18 protein-coding genes are annotated in these 23093 nt (G+C 59.1%); 13 read left to right on the top strand and 5 right to left on the bottom strand.

The features are described from left to right. Positions 1-43: 43 nt before the first annotated feature. Genes L861_RS09815 through etfB form a run of 3 tightly spaced genes read left to right on the top strand, consistent with a single transcriptional unit; the run spans position 44 to position 4084 of the window. Entirely contained in the window at positions 44-2011 is a 1968-nt protein-coding gene (locus L861_RS09815) for a (Fe-S)-binding protein (RefSeq protein ID WP_016416920.1), read from the top strand. Beyond that, positions 2008-3291 (top strand): electron transfer flavoprotein subunit alpha, encoded by a 1284-nt coding sequence (gene etfA / locus L861_RS09810; RefSeq protein ID WP_016416919.1) that lies wholly within the window; start codon positions 2008-2010, stop codon positions 3289-3291. The genes L861_RS09815 and etfA overlap by 4 nt, the downstream gene beginning before the upstream one ends. Next, positions 3281-4084, top strand: coding sequence for an electron transfer flavoprotein subunit beta (gene etfB, locus L861_RS09805; RefSeq protein ID WP_016416918.1), 804 nt, complete (start codon positions 3281-3283; stop codon positions 4082-4084). Before etfA ends, etfB begins: the two co-directional genes overlap by 11 nt. 29 nt (positions 4085-4113) lie before the next feature. On the opposite strand, the gene L861_RS09800 is transcribed toward etfB, so the two are convergent. Continuing rightward, positions 4114-5079 (bottom strand): DMT family transporter, encoded by a 966-nt coding sequence (locus L861_RS09800; protein WP_016416917.1) that lies wholly within the window; start codon positions 5077-5079, stop codon positions 4114-4116. 306 nt (positions 5080-5385) lie between these two features. On the opposite strand from L861_RS09800, the gene L861_RS09795 reads away from it, so the two are divergent. The 4 genes from L861_RS09795 to L861_RS09780 all read left to right on the top strand — a co-directional run bounded on the left by L861_RS09795 (position 5386) and on the right by L861_RS09780 (position 10065). Then, positions 5386-5787, top strand: coding sequence for a DUF4168 domain-containing protein (locus tag L861_RS09795; protein ID WP_016416916.1), 402 nt, complete (start codon positions 5386-5388; stop codon positions 5785-5787). A 191-nt stretch (positions 5788-5978) separates the two neighbouring features. Next, positions 5979-7889, top strand: a complete 1911-nt coding sequence (locus L861_RS09790) for a DUF294 nucleotidyltransferase-like domain-containing protein (RefSeq protein WP_016416915.1) — start codon at positions 5979-5981, stop codon at positions 7887-7889. A gap of 3 nt (positions 7890-7892) precedes the next feature. Next, positions 7893-8615, top strand: coding sequence for a 3'-5' exonuclease (locus L861_RS09785; RefSeq protein WP_027947674.1), 723 nt, complete (start codon positions 7893-7895; stop codon positions 8613-8615). Positions 8616-8721: 106 nt separating this feature from the next. Further along, entirely contained in the window at positions 8722-10065 is a 1344-nt protein-coding gene (locus tag L861_RS09780) for an IS1182 family transposase (RefSeq protein ID WP_035568093.1), read from the top strand. 235 nt (positions 10066-10300) lie between these two features. On the opposite strand, the gene L861_RS09775 is transcribed toward L861_RS09780, so the two are convergent. From L861_RS09775 to L861_RS09765, 3 genes are all read right to left on the bottom strand, one after another. Beyond that, positions 10301-11971, bottom strand: a complete 1671-nt coding sequence (locus tag L861_RS09775) for a BCCT family transporter (RefSeq protein WP_016416913.1) — start codon at positions 11969-11971, stop codon at positions 10301-10303. Between the two features lie 312 nt (positions 11972-12283). Continuing rightward, positions 12284-13858 carry a BCCT family transporter gene (locus L861_RS09770; protein WP_016416912.1) on the bottom strand — a complete coding sequence of 525 codons (1575 nt, stop codon included), beginning with the start codon at positions 13856-13858 and terminating at the stop codon, positions 12284-12286. A 209-nt stretch (positions 13859-14067) separates the two neighbouring features. After that, a complete protein-coding gene (locus L861_RS09765; RefSeq protein ID WP_016416911.1) occupies positions 14068-14580 on the bottom strand; it encodes a PRC-barrel domain-containing protein in 513 nt (170 codons plus the stop codon). Between the two features lie 251 nt (positions 14581-14831). Between L861_RS09765 and L861_RS09760 the strand changes: the two genes are divergently transcribed. The 6 genes from L861_RS09760 to L861_RS09735 all read left to right on the top strand — a co-directional run bounded on the left by L861_RS09760 (position 14832) and on the right by L861_RS09735 (position 21342). After that, positions 14832-16550, top strand: coding sequence for an NAD(P)H-dependent oxidoreductase subunit E (locus tag L861_RS09760; protein WP_016416910.1), 1719 nt, complete (start codon positions 14832-14834; stop codon positions 16548-16550). Positions 16551-16567: 17 nt separating this feature from the next. Further along, a complete protein-coding gene (gene fdhF, locus L861_RS09755; protein ID WP_016416909.1) occupies positions 16568-19435 on the top strand; it encodes a formate dehydrogenase subunit alpha in 2868 nt (955 codons plus the stop codon). Positions 19436-19459: 24 nt separating this feature from the next. Then, the gene (locus tag L861_RS09750; RefSeq protein WP_016416908.1) at positions 19460-19699 is read left to right on the top strand and encodes a hypothetical protein; all 240 of its coding nucleotides are present in this window, start codon (positions 19460-19462) and stop codon (positions 19697-19699) included. A 171-nt stretch (positions 19700-19870) separates the two neighbouring features. Continuing rightward, positions 19871-20254, top strand: a complete 384-nt coding sequence (locus L861_RS09745) for a hypothetical protein (protein ID WP_016416907.1) — start codon at positions 19871-19873, stop codon at positions 20252-20254. A gap of 250 nt (positions 20255-20504) precedes the next feature. After that, on the top strand, positions 20505-20798 hold the full coding sequence (locus tag L861_RS09740; protein ID WP_016416906.1) for a hypothetical protein: 294 nt from the start codon (positions 20505-20507) through the stop codon (positions 20796-20798). A 148-nt stretch (positions 20799-20946) separates the two neighbouring features. Beyond that, positions 20947-21342, top strand: coding sequence for a hypothetical protein (locus L861_RS09735; RefSeq protein ID WP_016416905.1), 396 nt, complete (start codon positions 20947-20949; stop codon positions 21340-21342). Between the two features lie 353 nt (positions 21343-21695). Here L861_RS09735 and L861_RS09730 read toward each other — a convergent pair whose 3' ends face one another. Further along, a complete protein-coding gene (locus L861_RS09730) occupies positions 21696-23060 on the bottom strand; it encodes a sigma-54-dependent transcriptional regulator (RefSeq protein ID WP_016416904.1) in 1365 nt (454 codons plus the stop codon). Between the last annotated feature and the right edge of the window lie 33 nt (positions 23061-23093).

Raw genomic sequence — 23093 nt, 5'->3', positions numbered from 1 at the left:
GCGGTGAGCTGTGGCCGTAAAACTATTCCAAGAGGTGGGCGCCATGCTCGACTCGATTCTACCGGTATTGATCTTCTCCGCCCTGGCGTTGGCGGTGATCGGCGCTTGGCGGCGTGTCCGTCTGTGGCGCCAGGGGCGGTCATCGCCCGTTCCGATTCTCAAAGGTTTGGCGGCCATGCCACGACGCTATCTGGTGGACCTGCACCACGTGGTGGGACGCGACAAGGTGATGTCCAACACTCACGTGGCCACCGCCGGTGGTTTTGTGCTGGCCGCGGTACTGATGATCCTGGTGCATGGTTTGGGACTGGCGCAGGGTGTGCTCGGCTGGGTGCTGTTGGCGGCCAGTGCCTGCATGTTCGTGGGCAGCCTGTTCGTGGCCAGGCGACGTCGCAACCCACCGGCGCGCTTGTCCAAGGGCCCTTGGATGCGCCTGCCGAAGAGCCTGATGGCTTTCTCACTGAGCGTGTTCCTGATCACCCTGCCGACGGTCGGTATATTGCCTGAAGACTTTGGCAGTTGGATTCTGGCCGTGGCGCTGGCTGCGGTGTTGGTCTGGGGCCTGGGCGAAATGTTCTTTGGCATGACCTGGGGCGGACCCATGAAGCATGCCTTCGCCGGCGCCCTGCATCTGGCCTTTCACCGCCGGGCCGAGCGCTTTGGTGGTGGACGTTCGACGGGCCTCAAGGCCTTGAATCTGGACGATCCCAAGTCATCTCTGGGCGTGGAGACGCCCAGTGACTTCACCTGGAACCAATTGCTCGGCTTCGATGCCTGTGTGCAGTGCGGTCGCTGTGAAGCGATGTGCCCAGCTTTTGCCGCCGGTCAGCCGCTCAATCCAAAGAAGCTGATCCAGGACATGGTGGTAGGCATGGCCGGTGGCAGCGATGCCAACTATGCCGGTAGCCCCTATCCGGATAGGCCGGTTGGCGAGCATCACGGCAACCCGCATGGGCCTATCGTGGCCCGCGAGGGCAAGGCTCTGGTCGATGCCGAGACACTGTGGTCGTGCACCACCTGCCGGGCCTGCGTCGAAGAGTGCCCGATGATGATCGAGCACGTCGATGCCATCGTCGACATGCGTCGCTTCCTGACCCTGGAGCACGGGAACACCCCCAACAAGGGTGCCGAGGTGCTCGACAATCTCATTGCCACCGACAACCCCGGCGGTTTCGATCCGGGCTCGCGCATGCACTGGGCGGCGGACCTGAATCTGCCGCTGATGCGGGACGTCAAGCAAGCAGACGTGTTGCTGTGGCTCGGTGACGGCGTCTTCGACATGCGCAACCAGCGCACGCTGCGCGCACTGGTCAAGGTGCTGCGTGGTGCAGGCATCGATTTCGCTGTGCTCGGCAACGAGGAGCGCGACAGCGGCGACGTGGCACGGCGCCTGGGCGACGAAGCGACGTTCCAGTCGCTCGCCAAGCGCAACATCGCGACCCTGTCGCAGTATCGCTTCCAGCGCATCGTCACCTGTGACCCGCACAGCTTCCATGTGCTCAAGAACGAGTACGGCGAACTGGATGGCCACTACGAGGTATTCCACCACAGCACTTATATCGCCGAACTCTATGAGGCTGGACGTCTGCACTTCAAGCCTTGGAAAGGGGGTACGGTCACCTATCATGATCCTTGCTACCTGGGACGCTACAACGGCGAATACGAGGCTCCGCGCAACGTGCTCAGGGCGCTGGGCATCGAGGTGGCGGAAATGGCGCGCTCTGGCTATCGCTCACGCTGCTGTGGCGGCGGCGGTGGCGCTCCGATCACCGATATTCCCGGCAAGCAGCGGATTCCCGACATGCGCATGAACGACGTCAAGGAGACCGGTGCGGATCTGGTGGCGGTCGGCTGCCCGCAATGTACCGCCATGCTCGAGGGGGTGGTGGATGCCACCGCCGAGATCCGCGATATCGCCGAACTAGTGGCCGACGCCTTGGTGACGGAGAGTGATCCGCACACCCAACCCACCGCCGAGGCACGCATCGCGATCAAGGAGGTAGCATCATGACCGGGATCTTGCGCCGCGATCCGCGCCAGGAGTGGATCGCCCGAAACCGTCTGCATCCCGAACATGAACGGGTGCTGGCCGAATTGGGGCAGGGGACTGCCGTGGCGACGGAGTGGGTGGGGCCCAATGGGGTGATACGCAAGAATCCCCATGCCGTGGGGTTTATTGGCCCCAATGGCATCAAGCGCATCGACCGTAGTGGCGTTCAGCAGGCTGCCTCGGCGGGACGAGGAGTAGGGCATGAGTCGGCAGCGGCTGATAGTCGTCGGCGTGTCGAGATCGATGCTCCCGCCTTCCTGGTCGCAGTGGTACCGGATATGGCGGGAGGCAGGCTCTCGTCTCATGATCGCGACCTGCTGGGCCTGGCCCGGCAACTGGCCGATGCCGATAGCGAGCAGCCGGGTGCCGTGCTGGCAGTGGTTTTCGGCAATCACAAGGAAGATGGTTTCGGCGAGGCGGGTGTCGATCGTCTGCTGCATCTCGATGAAGAGGTGTTCGATGGCTACATGCCGGAGGCGCGCCTGGCGGCTCTGAGTACCGTCGAGCGTGAGCTTGCCCCGTATCACTGGTTGCTGCCCGACTCCAAGCTGGGTGGTGCCGATCTGGGGCGGCGGTTGGCAGCTCGTATCCAGGAGCGGCCTGCCACTGGCGTCTGGCAAATCGAGAAGGACGACGCTTGCGAGCTGGGCTGGCGTTGTACCGCCCGGGGTGCCGCAGGTACCACTGACATTCAGCGCGCTTTGCCGCGTGTGGTCCTGGCTCTGGCCGAGTGTGCCGAACCCGTCTCCGAGACTCGTCATGCGGTGCAGCCGCTAGCCTTGTCGCAGGTCTTGCCTCCACTGCTGGGACGTATCGAGGATTTGGGCCAGGTTGCTGTCGACCCGGCCGGTGTGGCGCTGGCGGAAGCGGAGTTCATCCTTTCCGCCGGTAATGGCATCAAGGACTGGGATGGATTCCATCACGCCGCCAAGGTGCTGGGGGCGACCGAAGGCGCCTCGCGCGTGGCGGTGGACGACGGTTTCATGCCGCGACATCGGCAGGTGGGCGCGACCGGGACTTGGGTTACCGCGCGCGTCTATGTGGCCGTGGGTATCAGTGGTGCCATTCAGCACCTGCAGGGTATCCAGAGCTGCGAGAAGGTGGTGGCCATTAACCTTGACCCCGGCTGCGACATGATCAAGCGTGCGGACCTGGCGGTGATCGGTGACTCGGCGAGCATCCTCGCGGCACTGGTCGACATGGTGGAGCAGCAACGAGAGGAGAAGCGCGATGCAGCCTGAGGCCCATGCGAAAGCGGCACTCGAAGTCGCGGTATTGGTGTCCATTGGCAGGCATCCACTGACCGGTCGTGCCCGTCGCGCCGATCAGGATGCTCGGGGCGTGGAGCTGGCCATGTCCCTCGACAAGGCACGTATCACCCTGATGCATGCGGGGGCGCTCGACGATGATAGCGAAAGCGCACTGCGCGGCTATCTGGGCATGGGCTTCCAGACCCTGACCCTAGTCGAACAACCTCGCGATGCTGATGTGATTCCTGCCTTGGCCAGTGCCCTTAGCGAGACGAAGCCACAATTAGTGATCAGCGGCGAACGTGCCGAACAGGGGGAAGGCTCCGGCTTGCTTCCCTATCTGCTTGCCGAGCGCCTGGGCTGGCCGGTTGTCAGCGGTCTGGCAAGCGTGGAGAAGGTCGAGGATGGTGTGGCGACGCTGCTTCAGGCTCTGCCACGCGGTCAGCGCCGGCGACTTCAGGTGCGCCTGCCGGCCATCGTCACCGTCGACGCTGCCGCATCAGCCGCACGTCAGAGTGCCTATGGGCCGGCGCGGCGTGGTGAACTGCGATGTACCGAAGCTCTTGCAGTTCCTGATGAGGCATCAAGCGAATGGACGGTGCAGCCGGCACGCAAGCGCCCCAAGCGGTTGAAGATCGTCAAGGCAGCGTCGGCCCGCGACCGCTTCAAGGCTGCCGCGGCCAAGGCCGAGGGCGGCGGTGGTCAGGTCCTGACCGATGTGACACCAGAGCAAGGTGCTGAAGCAATCTTTAAGCTGCTAAAGGAAGAAGGGGTGCTCCGCTAGACCTCTGGACCACGACGGACGGGGCGGCGTCAGGCGCCGACCCGGTCCGATTTCGTCGCTTGCGTGGCGGTAGACTTGTTGCCCTTGGAAGTCGACCGCTTCCCCCTGGCCACCATCACCACGCCTGTCAACGCGATAGCCATACCTGCCAGGGCGATGGGTGGCAGCGCCTCGTCGAACAGCCACCAGGCCTCCAGTGCGGTGACCGGCGGTACCAGATAGAACAGGCTGGCCACGTGTGAGGCTTCGCCACGCTTGATCAAGGCCATCAGCAACAGGATGGCGGCGATCGACAACACCAGCGCCAGCCAACCAAGGGTCAGGATGAAGGTAGGCGTCCAGTCGATGTGCCGCTCTTCGAACAGCAGGGCGCCGAGTCCCAGCAGCAACCCCGCCCCCAGATACTGGACCGCGGTGCCAGAAAGCAACGGCATGCCGGTGCAGAAGCGCTTCTGGTAGAGAGTGCCGCACGAGATTCCTGCCAGCGCGACCATCACACAGGCCAACGCCCCCAAGCCGAACCCCTGAAACAGGCCGCCATCTCCCGGGTTCAGCTTGCTGCCTAGCACTAGCGTGATGCCCACCAGCCCAAGTGCCAGGCCGACCCATTGCAATGGATTCAAGCGCTCGTTCAGCAATGGCCGCGCCAGGGCGGCGGTCAACAACGGTTGTAGGCCGACCAGCAGCGAGGCCAGCCCAGCCGGCATGCCTAGGTAGATGCCATAAAAGACGCCGCCCAGATAGGCCCCATGCACCATCAATCCTGAGGTGGCGATATGCCCCCATAACCGTGGGCTCTCCGGCCAGTCACCGCGGAGCAAGAATACCAGTGGAATCAGCAATGTCAGGGTCAATACGAAGCGCACGAACAGAAAGGTGAAGGGTTCCGCATAGGGAAGTCCGAACTTGGCGCCGATGAAACCGGTGCTCCACAGCAACACGAACAGTGCCGGCATAGCGGCGATAGCGAGTGTGGAGGTTCGTGAGGCGGGCATGGGGGAGGTCGTCCTTAATCAGTCGAGAAAGCGATGAAAAAGCCACCTTACCCGTTGATTAGCAATAGAGGAAGCGAGGCGTGTCGATAGCCATGAATCATGAGATCATTCCCACAATAAGGCTATAGAGATAGCTTCTGTCATGGAGACGTTAAAGGACAGGTATTCTTTTGTGTCGCAATATGGTGACATATGTGTCATTGGAATAACTTTGTGTATATATCGGTTACAACAAAATATTGAACCTCGCCCTAGTCTTGTTCGTCACAGGGCATTACATACATTGCAATACTTTGGAGAGACTGCATGCAAAGGATGACTGCTCTGTTTTCTGCCGCACTGTTGACGGCTGGTCTGATGTCCGCTTCGGCGGCTTTTGCGCAAGAGGACCCTGCTGCGGCCCCGGAGCAGCCGCAAGCGGATGCACAGGCACAGAATTTCAGCGATGAACAGCTCCAGCAGTTTGCCGATGCTTCTCAAGAAATCGCGGTGATCTCACAGGAATACACCCAGCGCCTGCAAGATGCCGGAGAGGATAAGGAAGCTCAGCAGCAAGTTCGCATGGAAGCCAACGAAAAAATGGTCAAGGTGGTGGAAGACAGCGGTCTGGAAGTCGAGACCTTCAACTCTATCGGACATGCCATTCAACAGGATCCGGAGCTGATGCAACGCGTTCAAAAGATGGCAGGGCAGCAACAGCCGCAATAAAACGATCGTGAACTGATCGTGATTGGCGTCATGCTGACGTCTAACGCTGAAGGCCACCCAGTAAGGGTGGCCTTCAGCGTATGTGCCATCGAGATGACAGCCGGGAGTTGGCCAAGGTCGTAGGGACTGCTTTACACCCTTCGATTGGCGCATCAAACTGACGATTGTCTTGCTGGGTGGGGGTATGTCGAATGGATGTCGAGTTATTGGAAATTCGTGATCACATGGGGCGTTTTCCACCGTTCGATGGTCTTCCCGACGCATTGCTCGACGAAGTCGCCAGTCAGGTGGAGGTGGCCTACTTCAAGGCGGGTACTGATATCCTGAAACTCGAGGATAGCATCTCCGAGTTGCTGTACATTCGTAGCGGTGCGGTGGAGATCTATCGCCGCAATGGCGATCTCTACAATCGCCTGGGCGAAGGTGACATCTTTGGTCACTTCAGCCTGCTGCGAAACCATCGGGTACGCAATCCTGCCAGGGCCATCGAAGACACCCTGATCTATTTCATTCCCGAAAGCGTCTTTCATCATCTCTGCGAGGCAGACGAGCACTTTGCCGATTTCGTTGAACTCGACAGACCGCGCTTGAAAGCGACGGTGGAGGAGCAACGCCAGAGCAATGAGATGATGCTGACTCGGGTGCGTAAGCTGGTCACTCGCGGTCCTGTGATGATCGATCACGGAACCTCGGTGCAGGAGACCGCCCGGCGTATGAATGAAGAAAGCGTGTCGTCGGTACTGGTGCTCGCCGAGCCGGATGATGACCCTCGCCGTACCTTTACTGACAAGAACGAACGTCAATGGCGGTTGCTGGGGATCCTGACCGACCAGGATCTGCGCAATCGAATCGTCGCCGAAGGACTATCGCCCATGACCCGGGTGGGGGATGTCGTTACCGAAGGCCTTATCACCATCCAGTCGGACGAGTCGGTGCACGAGGCCATGCTTTACATGTTACGCAGTAACATACACCACTTGCCGGTGCTGTATCGTCGCCGACCTGTCGGCATTCTGCACTTGTCGGATATCGTTCGCTACGAGACACACAGCAGCCTCTATCTGGTAAGCAATATCTACAATCAGACCAATGCCCAAGGGTTGGCTCGCCTTGAGCCGGAAGCGCGGGCTGCCTTCGTGCGCATGGTTCACGACGGGGCTAACTCACATATGGTCGGTAGCGCACTGTCGACCATCGGTCGTAGCTTCACACGGCGGTTGCTCGAACTGGCCCAGGAAGAACTAGGTCCCCCTCCTGTGCCCTATTGCTTCATGGCCTTGGGCTCCATGGCACGAGATGAACAGAGCATCGTCACCGATCAGGATAACGCCCTGATCCTGGACGACAGCTTCGACCCACAGCAGCACGACGATTACTTCGCCGAGCTGGCCAAGCGAGTCAGCGATGGGCTTGATGCTTGTGGTTATACCTACTGCAAGGGCGATGTGATGGCCACCAACACGCGTTGGCGTCAGCCGTTGCGGGTGTGGAAGAATTATTTCAGTGACTGGATTGACAACCCGAATCCGGAGCATCTGCTGCACAGCTCGATCTTTTTCGATCTCGACAGCGTCTACGGAGAGGAGGCCTTCGTCGAGCAATTACAGGATCTGGTGGCCGAAAAGGCATCGCAGAGTCCCCTGTTCCTGGCGGCCATGGCTCGCAATGCCCTCAACCGTACTCCACCCTTGGGCTTCTTCCGCACCTTCGTGATGGAGAAGGATGGCAAGCAGAACGATATCATCAACCTCAAGCGTCGCGGCACAGCACCGATGACCGACCTGATCCGTGTACATGCCCTGGCCTGTGGCTCGCGCGCGCAGAATTCTTTCGCCCGTCTCGACGAGATTGCCAAGACTCAGCTGCTGCCGGCGGGTACTGGCGACAAGATACGCTATGCCCTTGAGTTCATTTCCATGGTGCGTATTCGTCATCAGGTAATCGATATCGAAGAAGAACGAGAACCGGATAACAATATCGAACCGGCCAATGTCTCGGATACCGAGCGCCACAACCTCAAGGATGCCTTTCAGGTACTGAGCAATGCCCAGAAGTTCCTGAAATTCCGTTATCCTATCCCCACAAGAAGTCAGGCACTCTAATCCATGCTGTCCTTTCGTTTTTCTCAAGAAGCGCAACCGGGATGGCCGGAATACATGGCACAGCGTGCCGCCAAAGCTCATGATCCACGGCTGCAACGATTCTTTTCCGCCGGCACCTTGACGCCGGATATGCCGATCGGTGAAGTGCCGATGGTGGCCATGGATATGGAAACAACGGGACTCGACGAACAACGCCACGGGATCGTCAGTATTGGACTGATGCCTTTTACCCTGCAGCGTATTGCGCTTTCACAGAGTCGCTATTGGGTGGTAAGGCCACCTCGTCCCTTGAGCCGCAAGTCGGTGACCTTGCATCGCATTACCCATTCGGAGATTGCCAAGGCGCCCGACTTGGAAGAGATTCTGGATGAGGTGTTGTCCATGTTGGCGGGCCGTTTGGTCGTGGTGCATTACCGCCATATCGAACGGCCGTTCTTCAATGCTGCGGTCAAGGCCCGTCTGAGGGAGGGTGTGCGTTTTCCATTAATCGATACCATGTCATTGGAAGCCCGGCTACATCGCCAATCACCTTGGGCACGCTTTCGCCGCTGGATGGGACGACCGCCGGTATCCATCCGTCTGCACAACAGCCGATTACGTTATGGCCTGCCACCCTATCAAGGCCATCATGCATTGGTCGATGCGCTGGCCACGGCGGAGTTATTGCAGGCTCAAGTCGCCAATCATTACTCTTTGCAGACGCCGATTGGCAATCTCTGGTACTAGAAGGTGTAACGGAAACCGGAAATAAAGAAGGCGGCCACAGCTGTGGCCGCCTCAGATTGCTGACAAAGTCCTGGCCCTTCGGCCAGGACTTTGTTGTTATTAGGGAATGCTAAAAGATCCCGGTCCTACCCAACACGAGCTGGAGATGGTCACGCTGGAAGAGCTGGTGCCTTCCGATCATCTGCTCCGGCGCATCGATGCCATCATCGACTTCTCCTTTATCCGCGACGAGACCCGTCACTTGTACTGCGAGGACAACGGTCGCCCCGCGCTGGATCCCGTTCTCCTGTTCAAGGCGCTGTTCATCGGCTACCTGTTCGGCATTCGCAGCGAGCGCCAGCTCGTCCGCGAGCTTCAGGTGAACGTGGCCTATCGCTGGTTCCTGGGCTTGCGTCTGACCGACAAGGTGCCGGACGCCTCGACCTTCAGCCAGAACCGGCGCCGGCGGTTCCGTGACAGCGATATCGCGCAGCGACTGTTCGATCATGTGGTGGAGCAGGCGATGCAACAGGGCCTGGTGGGCGGTCGTGTCCTGTACACCGACAGCACCCACATCAAGGCCAATGCCAATCGCCGTCGTTTCACGATGCAGGAGGTGGAGACGACACCGCAGGCCTATCTGGCAGAGCTGGAAGAGGCGGTGGTCGCCGATCGGGAGGCTCACGGAAAAAAGCCGCTGCCGCCTCGTCGAGAGGCGGAACCCGAGCCCACCGCCAAGAAGATCAGTGATACCGATCCCGACAGCGGCTACATGGTGCGGGAGGGCAAGCCCAAGGGGTTTTTCTACCTGGATCACCGAACGGTGGATGGCAGGCACGCCATCATCACCGATGTGCACATCACGCCCGCGAGCGTGCACGACAGCGTGCCCTACCTGGAGCGGCTGGATCGCCAACGCCGACGCTTTGGATTCGATTTGGCCGCCGTTGGGGTGGACGCCGGTTACTTTACCGCCGCGATTTGCCAAGGGTTGGAGAAGCGCCAACTTTACGGTGTGATCGGTTATTGTCGGCCCAGCAAGCCGAAAGGCATGATGCCGAAACGCCTCTTCGTGTATGACGCCGATCAGGACGGTTACCGCTGTCCAGAAGGCCAGACGCTGCGTTATGCGACTACCAACCGGGAAGGCTATCGTCATTACCACTCGGACCCGGTCTGGTGCCGGGAGTGCCCACGCCTAGCGACTTGCACACGCAATCAACACTACCGCAAGACGGTGACTCGCCACGTCTGGGAAGACGCCAAGGAGCGGGTGGGGAGCCGCCGGCTGGAGCCGGTAGGCAAACGAATTTACGAGCGCCGCAAGGAGACGGTGGAGCGCAGCTTCGCAGATGCCAAGCAACTCCATGGGTACCGCTATGCTCGCATGCGGGGAATCGCTGGAATGCGAGAGCAGGCCTTGCTCTGTGCGGCAGCGCAGAACCTCAAGAAAATGGCCTTGGCGGCCTGAGAGGGGCCCGGTCGTCGAATTTTCCTTCCAGCGACACCTTCAGGAAGCCCCATACTCGCTTGAGAGCGCCATTTTCTGCCTCTCGAGAGATAAATCGTGTTGTAGCGCTCCCTTCCGTCGCGAGCAAAGAACGCGAGCGTAGAAACACAAACCCCGCAAAAAATGCGGGGTTCGTCAGCAGTCTGAGGCGGCCACAGCTGTGGCCGCCTGGTTTGCGCTATTGCCGTTTCCGCTGTCAGGCCGCTTTTGGCTCGCTCATCAAACCCTTGACGATCGCGTAGCACGCCGCCAGCAGCACCAGGGTGAAGGGCAAGCCGGTGGAAATGACGGCGGCCTGCAAGGCCGTTAGACCACCACCCAAGAGCAGGGCGATGGCGATGGCGCCTTCGATGACGGCCCAGAACACCCGTTGAGGCTTGGGCGCATCCACTTTGCCGCCAGCGGTGATGGAGTCGATTACCAGCGAACCGGAATCGGAAGAGGTGATGAAGAAAATCATCACCAGCAAGATGCCGATGAAGGAGGTAATGGCAGTCAGCGGCAATTCACCCAGCATGACGAACAATTGGAGCTCCAGGGCCGCATCCGCCACCCCCTGGAAGTTCTGGTTCACCAATTGATCGATGGCGGTCCCGCCGAAAGCGGTCATCCACAGCACTGAAACCACTGACGGTACCAGCAGCACGGCGATCAGGAACTCGCGTACCGTGCGACCGCGCGAGACGCGTGCGATGAACATGCCGACGAACGGCGACCAACTAATCCACCAAGCCCAGTAGAAGGCAGTCCAACCCTCGGTGAAGTTGACGTCCTCACGACCGAAGGGGTTGGATAGAGCTGGCAGGTTGACCACATAAGACGCCAGATTCTCGAAGAAGCCGGTAAGGATCATCAAGGTTGGGCCGACGAAAATCACGAACAGCAACAGTAGGGCGGCCATGACCATGTTGAGCTGCGATAGACGCTTCACCCCCTTGTCGACGCCTGCCACCACGGAAAGCAACGCCACAGCGGTGATCCCCATGATCAGTAGCACCATGGTGACGTTGGTGTTGGGGGTTCCGAACAGGTAGCTCAGTCCACCAGCAGCTTGGGAGGCACCCAGCCCCAGCGAGGTGGCCAGGCCGAATAGGGTAGCGAACACTGCCAGAATATCGATGACATGCCCTGGCCAACCCCAGATACGTTCTCCCAGCAGCGGATAGAAGATCGAGCGCATGGTCAGTGGCAGCCCCTTGTTATAGGAGAACAGTGCCAGTGCCAGTGCTACCACCGCATAGATACCCCAAGGGTGTAGGCCCCAGTGGTAGATGGTGGCGGCCATGCCCAACGATATCGCACCCTGCGGGTTATCGGCAGCAGCGCCCAATGGTGCCCAGTCGGTACGCACGCCATTCTCGACGGTAGTACCGCCCATGGCGGTATCGAAATGCGTCAAGGGTTCGGAAACCCCATAGAACATCAAACCGATGCCCATGCCGGCGGCGAACAGCATGGCGAACCAACCAGCGTAGCTGAAGTCGGGTTTCGCATGCATGCCGCCAATGCGTACCTTGCCCAGGGGGGTGAAGATCAACACGATGGAAAGAACGACGAAAATATTGGCGGCCAGCAGGAAGAACCAAGTCAGGTTGCCGGTCAACCAAGTGCGCAGGCCGTTGAAGATTGGATCGACTTCGGCCTGCAGAGCCAGGGTGAGAATAACGAAGAACAGGATCACCAAGGCCGAGAACGTGAAGACCTTGCCATGCAGGTCCAGGCTCAAGCCGAACTTGCTGGCGGTGATGTTGTCTTGCCCGATGACGTAATCGGTATCGATAAGGTTTGCTGGCCCTTCAGGGGCTGGTATGCCTTCGGAGCCTTCATTCTGCCCCTTGGCCGATTGTTGTGAAGAGTAATTTGCCACAGTGGAATCTCCGTCTGAGTGACTTCAGGTAACAGCATCGCTCGAGTTCGGGGTTGGTGGGGCCTCCGGGTCTATGGTTTTTTTGTACATGCTCACTGCTCCTGCTCCTGCTCCTTTTAAATGCGATAAGTGGCTTACTTACCATACCGGAGTGGGGCGTGGGTTTGTCCAGTCAAAGAACTGAATTGATTCGATGTTTCCTTCAGTTTGGTAACGTAGTCACGACAATGCCAGGGAAGCCGTGAAAGGGCCGTCCCTGGCAGAGTAGGTAAAACCGGTCGGTATTGCTTACCGGCACGATGGGTCAACGCTTCAGATGGCTGCGGTCAAGCTCAGTTGACGTTGCTCCTGGCGTAATCCCACGTAGAGACTGAAACACATCACCAGCAATACGATGGTGAACGGCAGCCCGGTCGCGACCGCTCCGGCCTGCAGGGCGCTGAGTGCGGTGCTACCGCCGCCGTACAGCAATACACCGGCGATTACACCTTCCAGCGTAGCCCAGAATACCCGTTGGCTTCTGGGAGCGTCTGTCTTGCCGCCAGCGGTGATGTTGTCGATCACCAGCGATCCGGAGTCGGACGAGGTGATGAAGAATACCAGCACCAGTATGATCGCAAGCGTTGAGGTCAGTGTCGTCAGCGGCAGGTGCTCGAGCATCTGGAACATTGCCAATGATACGTCGTCGATACCTCCGGCGAGGGCGCCGACGCCATTCGTGGCCTGATCCAGCGCGGTGCCACCAAAGGCGGTCATCCACACGATGGTCACCACGGTGGGTACCACCAGTACCGCGGTCAGGAACTCCCGTACCGTGCGGCCACGCGAGACGCGGGCAATGAACATGCCGACGAACGGTGACCAGGAGATCCACCAGGCCCAGTAGAAGACCGTCCAGCCGTGGTACCAGGTCTGGTCGTCGCGGCCGATCCAGTTCGACAAGGGCACGATATACGACACATAGTCGACGGTGGTGGTCCACAGGCCGTTGACGAACAGCAGAGTGGAACCGGTGAACACCACGAACAGCAGCAGCACCAGGGCGATCACCATATTGATGTTGGAGAACAGCTTGACTCCGCCATCGATGCCGCGCCATACCGAGAACAGCGCCACGGCGGTGACCACCACGATGATGGCGAGCTGCGTGCCGATGGTGTTGGGAACGTCGAAGAGGTAGGCCAGCCCACCTGCCGCCTGGCTGGCACCGAAGCCCAGCGAGGTGGCCAGGCCGAAGATCGTGGCCAGAACGGCGACGATATCGACGATATGCCCGATCCAACCGCGAGTACGTTCGCCAAGCAACGGATAGAATGCCGATCTCAGAGTGAGGGGCAGTCCCTTGTTGTAGGCGAAGAAGGCCAGCGACAGCCCCACCACGGCGTAGATCGCCCAAGGGTGGAGGCCCCAGTGGAACATGGTCGCGCCCATGGCAGCACCGGCGCCTTCGGCAGTGCCGGCGGCAGCGTTCAACGGCGTGCCGTACCAGTCGGTGTAATAGGCTACCGGCTCGGCCACGCTCCAGAACATCAGGCCGATCCCCATGCCGGCGGCGAACAGCATGGCGAACCACGACATCCGCGAATACTCGGGACGAGCATCCTGGCCGCCCAAGCGGATCTTGCCAACGGGCAGAAAGATCAAGGTGATGCAGAACAGAACGAAGATGTTGCCGGCAATCATGAACAACCAGTCAAAATGCTCGATCGACCAACCGCGTGCGGCGACGAGCTGCTGATTGGCTAAATCTGGATAGACCAGCGCGTAGATGATGAATGCTAGGATGGTAATGGCGGAAAGGGGGAATACGGGGTTGTGGAAATCCAGCCCCATAACCTGTTTGTTGTCCTGACCGGGTGTCAGAAGCGGGTCGTCGTCATGCTTCATGGGATGTCCTCGTTTGTTATTTTGAACCGAATCGTCCTGGCGGTACTACCAGGCAAATTCAGTCAACGCATTCTTGAGGTATCCCGGTGCCTGTTGTGTCGTGAAAGCGACCTCGGCATGTCTAGCAGAATATGACGTGATGTGTTAACAAAGGCTACGCAAGGCGAACCCACCTTTCGGTGGGTCCGGCAAGTGATAGGGGCGGCGGCTCACTCGTTGCCACGAATGCTCTCTTCAATGGTGTCCGCGGCTTGCTCCGCTCCTTCGCGGGTGCGCTGCCAGGCACTTTCGGCACCTTCCTGGGTGGCTTCCCAGGCTTCACGGGCTTGTTGCCGAGTTTCGTTCCACCAACTGGCGTTATATTCCGGCATCTGCTCCAGTTCATCCGCGGTGGCATCGATAATGACCCGGTGTTCAGTATCCCCGGCGTTCTCGGAAGAGGTTTCCAGACGGTAATGGTCATTATTGACGACGATTTCGCGGCCTCCCATGCCCAAGGTGGCGCCAGTCTCGATCACTAGGGCCTGCACCCGCATATCATCGTCGAGCAGGATATCCTCGACGTCACCGACGCGTTCTTGCTGATTGCTGGATTGATAGGCATTGGCGTCAAGAATGGCGTCAGCGGAGTACAGTCCCTGTGGACCCTCGGCGGCGTGTACGTTGGTCATGAAGCCGATGGTGGTCAGGGTAGTACCGATGATCAAGAGTGTCTTACGCATGTCGCTAACTCCATTTCCGACAGAAGAAATCCTCTCTGGTCAACGTAATGGACTGATAGGAGATTGCCAAAGAACCTCGGTATCTTTTTGTTCTCCCTTGTATCCGAGTTCGGCTATCAGGGTATGTTGAGAGCGACGTGCGCGTATCTTTCCTCGGCGTTCGAGAGGCCCCAGAAACACTAAGATTGCCACTTGTAGACGCTGGTGCCACCATTTGGACATGTCATCATCGATAACAACGAGCATGTGCCATGACCGTCCAGACCGTGACTCCCACCCGTCGTTTCCGGGGTAAGCCCCGTGGGCGTGATCTCGATCCCGCTGCATTGGAGGAATTGCGAACCCTGATCGGCGACGAACGGACCCAACCCGACTTACGTCGTCGTGACCTGCTGATCGAGCACCTGCACATCATCCAGGATGCTCACGGCTATCTCTCGTTACGCTATCTGCGGGCGCTGGCCGCGTACATGAATCTGCCAATGGCGGCGGTCTACGAAACGGCGACCTTCTATGCTCATTTCGACGTGATCCATGACGATCAGGCACCACCACCAGCAACGACGATTCGTGTCTGCGACTCGCTGTCCTGCCAGTTGGCCGGTGCTGCGGCGCTGAAAGCGGAATTGGAAACCGGCGTCGACCCGGCCGAGGTGCGCGTACTACGTGCTCCCTGTATGGGACGATGCGAGATGGCGCCCGTGGTGGAGGTTGGCCATCGGCATGTCAATCACGCGACACGCGAAGCCATCGAAGCTGTGCTGGATACCCATCACTTTCATCCTGAGGCCGTCGATTGGCAGCATTTGGCCGACTATCGCTGTGAAGGCGGCTATGAATTGCTTGGCCAGTGTCGCGCTGGCCAGGTCACGGTCGACATGCTGATGCAGGCGCTCGAAACCGCCAATCTGCGGGGTCTGGGCGGTGCCGGTTTCCCGACCTTCAAGAAGTGGTATTTCGTGCGGCAGGAGCCAGGCCCGCGTTATTGCGCCATCAATGCCGACGAAGGTGAGCCGGGAACTTTCAAGGATCGTTACTATCTGGAGCGCGCTCCGCATCGCTTTCTGGAGGGCGCCTTGATCAGCGCTTGGGCAGTGGAGGCGGAAGCCCTGTATATCTATCTGCGCGATGAATACCCCGGTTTGCATCGAGTGTTGCGTGAAGCCATCGAAGAACTGGAGGCAGCAGGCCTGGTCGAAGCAGGGTATATCGTGATGCGGCGTGGTGCCGGCGCCTACATCTGCGGTGAGGAATCGGCGATGATCGAGTCGCTGGAAGGCAAACCCGGCAAGCCGCGTCATCGCCCGCCGTTCGTTGCCCAGAAGGGGCTGTTCGATCGTCCCACCCTGGTCAATAACGTCGAAACCGTTTACTGGATCCCTCTAATCTGGCAGCGCGGCGCCGAGTGGTTTGCCAGTCATGGTCGTCATGGCCGCAAGGGGCTCAGAAGCTTCTCGGTCTCGGGGCGGGTCAAGCGCCCCGGTGTTCATCTGGCACCAGCCGGTATCACCATGAATGAACTGTTGGAAGAGTACTGTGGCGGCATGCAGGAAGGCCACCGGCTCCTGGCGTATCTGCCTGGTGGAGCCTCGGGTGGCATTCTGCCGGCTACCAAGGCGGACATTCCCCTGGATTTCGATACGCTCCAGGAGCATGGTTGCTTCATTGGCTCGGCGGCGGTGATCGTGGTCTCCGACCAGGATGACTTGCGTTCAGCGGTCACCAACCTGTTGGCGTTCTTCGCCGATGAATCCTGTGGGCAGTGCACCCCGTGCCGTGTTGGCAGCGAGAAGATGCTGACCCTGCTCGAGCGCGACGAATGGGACGCTGCAGAGCTTGCCCGCTTGTCTCAAGTGATGATGGATGCGTCCATCTGTGGTCTCGGCCAGGCGGCTCCCAATCCAGTGTTGGGGTTGCTCAAGGACTTCCGTGAGCCGCTGGCGGCCCAACACATCATCGTCAAAGGCTGAGGGGAGAGGAATCGATCATGAATACCGTACTATCCTCGGCTACCTCCACGCAGGCTGAAGCTTTCACCATGACCCTCGACGATGTCGAGGTCAGCGCTTTCCCAGGCGAGACGCTGTGGCAGGTGGCCAAGCGTGCTGGTGAGACCATTCCGCACCTGTGTTTCAAGGATGCTCCCGGCTATCGCAGTGACGGCAACTGCCGCGCCTGTATGGTCGAGATTGAGGGCGAACGCACGCTGGCGGCGAGCTGCATACGCGAAGCCAGGCCCGGCATGGTGGTCAAGAGTGCTACATCCGAACGGGCGCGCATTTCCCGCGAAGGGGTGATGGAGCTGCTGATCGCCGATCAGCCCGATCGCGACGACAGTCCTGATCGTTCCAGTCACTTCTGGGCCATGGCCGATCAACTGGCCATCGATGCCACTGCGGTCAAACAGCGCCTGCCATCGCGTGAAGCGCGTTCCGAGCCCACCGTGCATCACATCGCTGCGCGTGAAGGCTCCTTGACCCATGACAGCACCCACTCGGCGATGAACGTCAATCTTGATGCCTGCATCGAGTGCAACCTCTGCGTGCGCGCTTGCCGTGAGGTACAGGTCAACGACGTCATCGGCTTGGCGAATCGCGGTGCGGCGTCCAAGATCGTCTTCGATTTCGACGACCCCATGGGCGACAGCACCTGCGTGGCCTGTGGCGAATGTGTCCAGGCCTGCCCGACCGGGGCGCTGATGCCTGCCACCCTGATCGACGAGCAAGGGCATGGCGACTCCAAGGTCGCTGACAAGACCGTCGATTCAGTGTGTCCCTATTGCGGGGTAGGCTGCCAGCTCACCTACCACATCAAGGATGACGAGATCCTGTTCGTCGAAGGCCGTGATGGGCCGTCGAACCAGAACCGCTTGTGCGTCAAGGGCCGTTTCGGTTTCGATTATCCGCGCCATCCCTCGCGCCTGACCGTGCCGTTGATCCGTCGCGAGGGCGTTCCCAAAGGCATCGATCCGGATTTCGATCCGGCCAAGCCGCTGAGCCATTTCCGCGAAGCGAGCTGGGATGAAGCCCTGGACCTGGCGGCCAAGGGGTTGGTCGATCTCAAGAATGCCCATGGCCCTAACGCTTTGGCCGGTTTCGGTAGTGCCAAGTGTTCCAACGAAGAGGCCTGGTTGTTCCAGAAGCTGGTGCGTACCGGCTTCGGTTCCAACCATGTCGATCACTGTACACGCCTGTGCCATGCCAGCTCGGTGGCGGCATTGATGGAGTGTATCGGCTCCGGCGCCGTGACGGCATCGTTCATGCAGGCGCAGGAAGCGGATGTGGTGATACTCACCGGCTGCAACCCGACGGTGAACCACCCGGTGGCGGCGACCTTCTTCAAACAGGCCGCCAAGCGCGGCACTAAGCTGATCATCATCGATCCGCGTGGTCAGGCGATGGGTGCCTATGCCCACAAGGCGCTGCGCTTCACACCGGGCAGCGATGTCTCGTTGTTCAATGCCATGCTCAACGTGATCGTTACCGAGGAACTGTACGATCAGGCCTATATCGATGCCCACACCGAAGGCTTCGAAGCACTGAAAGAGCATGTTCGTGGTATGACGCCGGAGGCTATGGCCGAGAGTTGTGGTGTCAGTGCCGAAGCGATTCGTGACGTGGCGCGTGAATATGCCAAGGCCGACAAGGCGATGATCTTCTGGGGGATGGGGATCTCACAGCATACTCACGGCACCGACAATGCCCGCTGCCTGATTTCGCTGGCGCTGGCCTGCGGCCACACAGGGCGGCCAGGCACCGGTCTGCACCCACTGCGTGGCCAGAACAATGTCCAGGGGGCTTCGGATGCCGGCCTGATCCCCATGGTCATGCCCGACTACCAGCCGGTATCCGATGCCCAGGTTCGCTCGGCCTTCGAGGAGCTATGGAATACCAAACTCGATGACAAACCCGGGTTGACCGTGGTCGAGATCATGGAGGCTATCCACGATGGCACTATCCGCGGCATGTACATTCAGGGCGAGAACCCGGCCATGTCCGATCCCGACCTGGATCATGCACGGGCCGCGCTTGCCAAGCTAGAGCATCTGGTGGTACAGGACCTGTTCGTTACCGAGACCGCCCAGTTCGCTGATGTGATTCTGCCGGCATCCGCCTGGCCAGAGAAGGACGGTACGGTGACCAATACCAACCGTCAGGTGCAGATGGGGCGTCAGGCGATGCCATTGCCCGGTGACGCCAAGCCCGACTGGTGGATCATCCAGGAAATGGCCAAGCGCTTCGGATTGCCTTGGGATTACCGGCATCCTCGCGATGTGTTCGCCGAGATGACTCGCGGTATGCCATCTCTTGACCATATCTCGTGGGAGCGCTTGGAGCGCGAGGACTCGGTGACGTACCCCTGTCCGGCAGATGATGCTCCCGGAGCGGACGTGGTGTTCTCGGACGCCTTCCCAACCGCGTCGGGCCGGGCCAGGTTCAGCCCTACCTTGCCGCTGCCACCGGATGAGCCGATAGATGCTGACTACCCCACGGTACTGACTACCGGGCGACAGCTCGAGCATTGGCATACCGGCTCGATGACCCGTCGTGCCCGCGTGCTCGACGATCTTGAGCCCGAGGCCGTAGCCAGTCTGGCACCCAGTGAGCTGAGGCGTCTCGGCTTGCAGCCGGGAGATCCTATGACCATCACCACGCGGCGCGGTGAGATCACTCTGCGTACGCGAGCCGACTCGCTAATGCCGGAAGGCATGGTGTTCGTGCCGTTCTGTTATGCCGAAGCGGCGGCGAATATCCTGACCAACCCAGCGTTGGATCCGTTCGGTAAGATCCCCGAGTTCAAGTACGCTGCCTGCCGGTTGTCCAAGGCGGGAACTCGTGAGGCTGTCACCCACTGATAGGGGGATGAGGAGGACAGGCAGATGATGATAGTCGACTTGATTGATGGGGATGATTTCCGCAGCCGATTGGTAGCATTAGGGATACAGATTCCCGAAGGAGCTTGTCCTGAAACTTGCGCACGCTTGGCGTTGCGCAAGCACGTGGAGGTGGGCGTTCTGGGGCTACAGGATCTGGTACGCGAGCTGATGCAGCATACTGATATCATGCTGCCGTCGGTGCGTACGGCCATTGAACGCTATCTGTTGCCGGGTCTTCGCTGATCGGCCGTCGCCATTCCTTGCATAGTGGAGAAATGCCCTGCTCGGTTTCGTGCCGAGTGGGGCGTTGTCATTAATGGGACGAACTTCACCGCGACAATAATTGTCAGGAGGGGTGCAGGGGGAATGAGTCCCCTGCCTCACTTCTCAACGCAATGAGGGGGTGTCGAAATCATGATGATATCCCAACAACTGCTCAAACGGATCGGAGTCATCGGGGTGTCGTTCGGGCTGATCGCCAGTCCGCTGGCATTGGGCCAGGATGACCCGACGGTCCAGTCGACTGATTCGGCAGCCAATCCGGAAGAAGGAGGCGAGCTTGTCGATCAACAGGAATCTCAAAGTGAAGAGTTACGCGACGAAGAGGTAGAGCCGAGTGTCAAATCAACAGACTCAGCCGCCAATCCGGAAGCAGAAGGAGAACTCGCCGAGGAAGGACAGTCGAGCGGTGAAGAATGGCTCGAAGAGGATGATGAAGAGTTAGAGTCAAGCACTGAATCCACTGGCTCAGCCGCCAATCCTGCAGAGGAAGGCGATCTCGCTGACGAAGATGAGTAACAGAATGTTCATCGCCCCACCCGAGCTTGTTTCGAGTGGGGCGATTTCATGTGCGGTTAGCGGGCCATTGTGACCCATGTGTCATTTAGCACCACGCCCGAGACCTTGCACGGCACGAAAGTGAATAGTGTTTGGAAAAGTATTTTGCCTATACCTGGTTGATATTAAGGGGTTTTTATTTGTCCTTTCGATACATGGCATGTCATCTGCTAGGGTTAGGTAAAGAAAGCAGCCACCAGAGGGAGCAAGGATGAAAGGTCACAACGAAGTTCTTCGCAAGTTGGTGCCGTTGATATCGATCGCTGCCTTGGGGCTGAGTTCTTTGGCTCTTGTGGGTTGTGATAACGAGGAAGACATGCCCCCAGGGGGAGAGGAATCGGCCCAGGAACAGCCGGCGAACCAGGATTCTGGGAACCAGAGTTCCGGTGAGCAGGAGTCCGGTAGCCAGGGTTCTGGTGAGCAGGAGTCCGGTAGCCAAGGTTCCGGTGAGCAGGAGTCCGGTAGCCAGGATTCCATGTCGAATGACGAAGAACAGCAGCAGTAGGGTATTGGCTTTCAGTACCAGCTTTCAGTATCAGATTGTGAACGCTTCTCGCTAGCGGGAGTTAGGCTATTGCCAGTAAAGCGGGAGATTTCATAGCCATGAGCCGTTTCATAGCCGTGAACCATAGCCAGAGGGCAGGAGACGCAGCATGGTGTCCAAGGAATGTATCAAGAAGTTCAGTATCGTCGGCATTACGTTCGGTTTGGTTATCAGCCCGCTGAGTTACGCTGTGGAAGAGCCCGAAGACAATCCCGAGACATCGAACGCTGAATCGATGCCAATGGGGGAGGATCCCGCAATACCCAGCGCTGATCCGATGGATGGCTCGATATCGTCAGGCTCAAATACTGACCGGATGGACGCGCCAAGTTCGTCGTCGAGCACCGACCCGGTGATGGATGACTCCATGTCTCCAAGCGTCGATCCGATGAATGATCCCTCGACGCCAGGCGCTGATCCCTCGTTGCCAGGGGACGGGCTACCCGAGGAGAACGAGGCCGGGTTCGGCGATGGTGGCGACCCCCTGCCGCAGGAAGGGCAATAACCTCGAAGCCAACCCAAGGGATAGCAAGGAATTTTACGGCGGATGGGAAGTCCCCAACGAGGAGAATATGGACGACAACGCATGCCAACGGCTGGTTCCAGCCGGCACCGCACAAGGAACGTTGTCCATTCATAGGGATGTGACGCATCGCCCCCATAGGGGGGCGATGTCGTTTTAGGCCTTGTCCGAAAATTGCCTGCACTCGCCCATACAGCGTTAAAAATCAGCTTAAAATGCTCATTTACAACCTCGTAAACTGCGCTTTTTCGCTGATTTTTGCCTTGTCTGGCCGTCGCTCGGCGGCTTTTCGAATAAGGCCGCACATTAGATTTGTCCGAAAATTGCCTGCGCTACTAGCTTTCGTCTTCTTCCAGACGTCGATATAGCGTCTTGCGGGCGATGCCGAGGATATCGGCAGTACGTCTCTTGTTTCCGCCAGTGGCTTCCAGAACCTTCTGGATATAGCGTTTCTCGACGTCTTCCAGGCGTGGCCACCGATTGCCATTGTCGCCATCCACCACGCTACTGTCAGCCAGTGACGGCTTGTCATCCTCATGATGGCGAATGCGCTCGGGCAGGTCTGCATGGCTCAATATGCCATCTTCGGCCAAGGTCACGGCTCGCATGATGGCATTTTCCAGCTCACGGACGTTGCCTGGATAGGAGTAAGTCAGCAAGGCTTGCAACGCCAGGGGTTCGACACGCTGGATCGGCTTGTCCTGAGCCTCTGCATGTTTGTCGATCAAGGATGCCACTAATTGTTCAATGTCGCCCTCACGCTCGCGCAAGGGAGGAATGCGCAGCGAGAAGGTTTCCAGGCGGTAGAAGAGGTCGCTGCGAAAGTTCTCATTCTTGATTTCCTCTTCCAGATCTCTGTGTGTCGCAGCGATGATGCGCACGTCGACGTTCTCCTCCTTCTCGGCCCCCACTGCGCGTATGGTTTTTTCCTGCAGGGCGCGCAATAGCTTGGCTTGCAACGCCGGCGACATCTCTCCGATCTCATCGAGGAACAGGCTGCCACCCGAAGCGGCTTGAAAGAGGCCCTGACGTGACTCGCTGGCGCCGGTAAAGGCGCCTTTCACATGACCGAAGAACTCACTTTCCATCAGTTCGGAAGGGATGCTGGCGCAGTTGACTGCGACGAAAGGCGCCGAATGACGAGGACTTTCCGCATGGATGGCACGTGCCAGCAGTTCCTTGCCGGTACCACTTTCCCCCAGGATCAGAATGGGGGCATCGCTCTTGGCCAATCGTGAGGCATCATGGAATAGCGACTGCATTGTCTCACTGGCACCAACGAGACCGTGAAAGCTCGCCCCCTGGTGGTCAATATTGGCCAGGCGAGATGCCAGGCGACGGTTCTCCAGTACGCGAAAGACCGATTCGCGCACGTTCTCGAGATCGAGCGGCTTGGTCAAAAAGTCATCGGCACCGATCTTGAGTGCTTCTACCGCCTGCTCGATGGTGCCAAAAGCCGTGATAACGATGAAACCGACGGGGTTTCCGTCGCGACGCAAGTTCTCCAATAGCGTCATGCCACTGATACCGGGCAGGCGCACGTCGCTGATGATCAACTCGACCTGGCTGTGGCTCAGGGTGGCAATAGCGTCTTCGGCGCTTTCCACCCCTTGTGTGGAGTAACCCGCATCACTCAGTTCTTCCTCGAGTAGTTCGAGAATGGCGGGATCGTCCTCGACGATCAGAATAGGCGCTTGCACGGGACCTCCTGAGAATTCTTGTGATGGACGGTT

The sequence above is a fragment of the Litchfieldella anticariensis FP35 = DSM 16096 genome (genome assembly GCF_000409775.1).
Classification (GTDB): Bacteria; Pseudomonadota; Gammaproteobacteria; order Pseudomonadales; family Halomonadaceae; genus Litchfieldella; species Litchfieldella anticariensis.
This window is presented reverse-complemented; position numbering and strand designations above follow the sequence as displayed.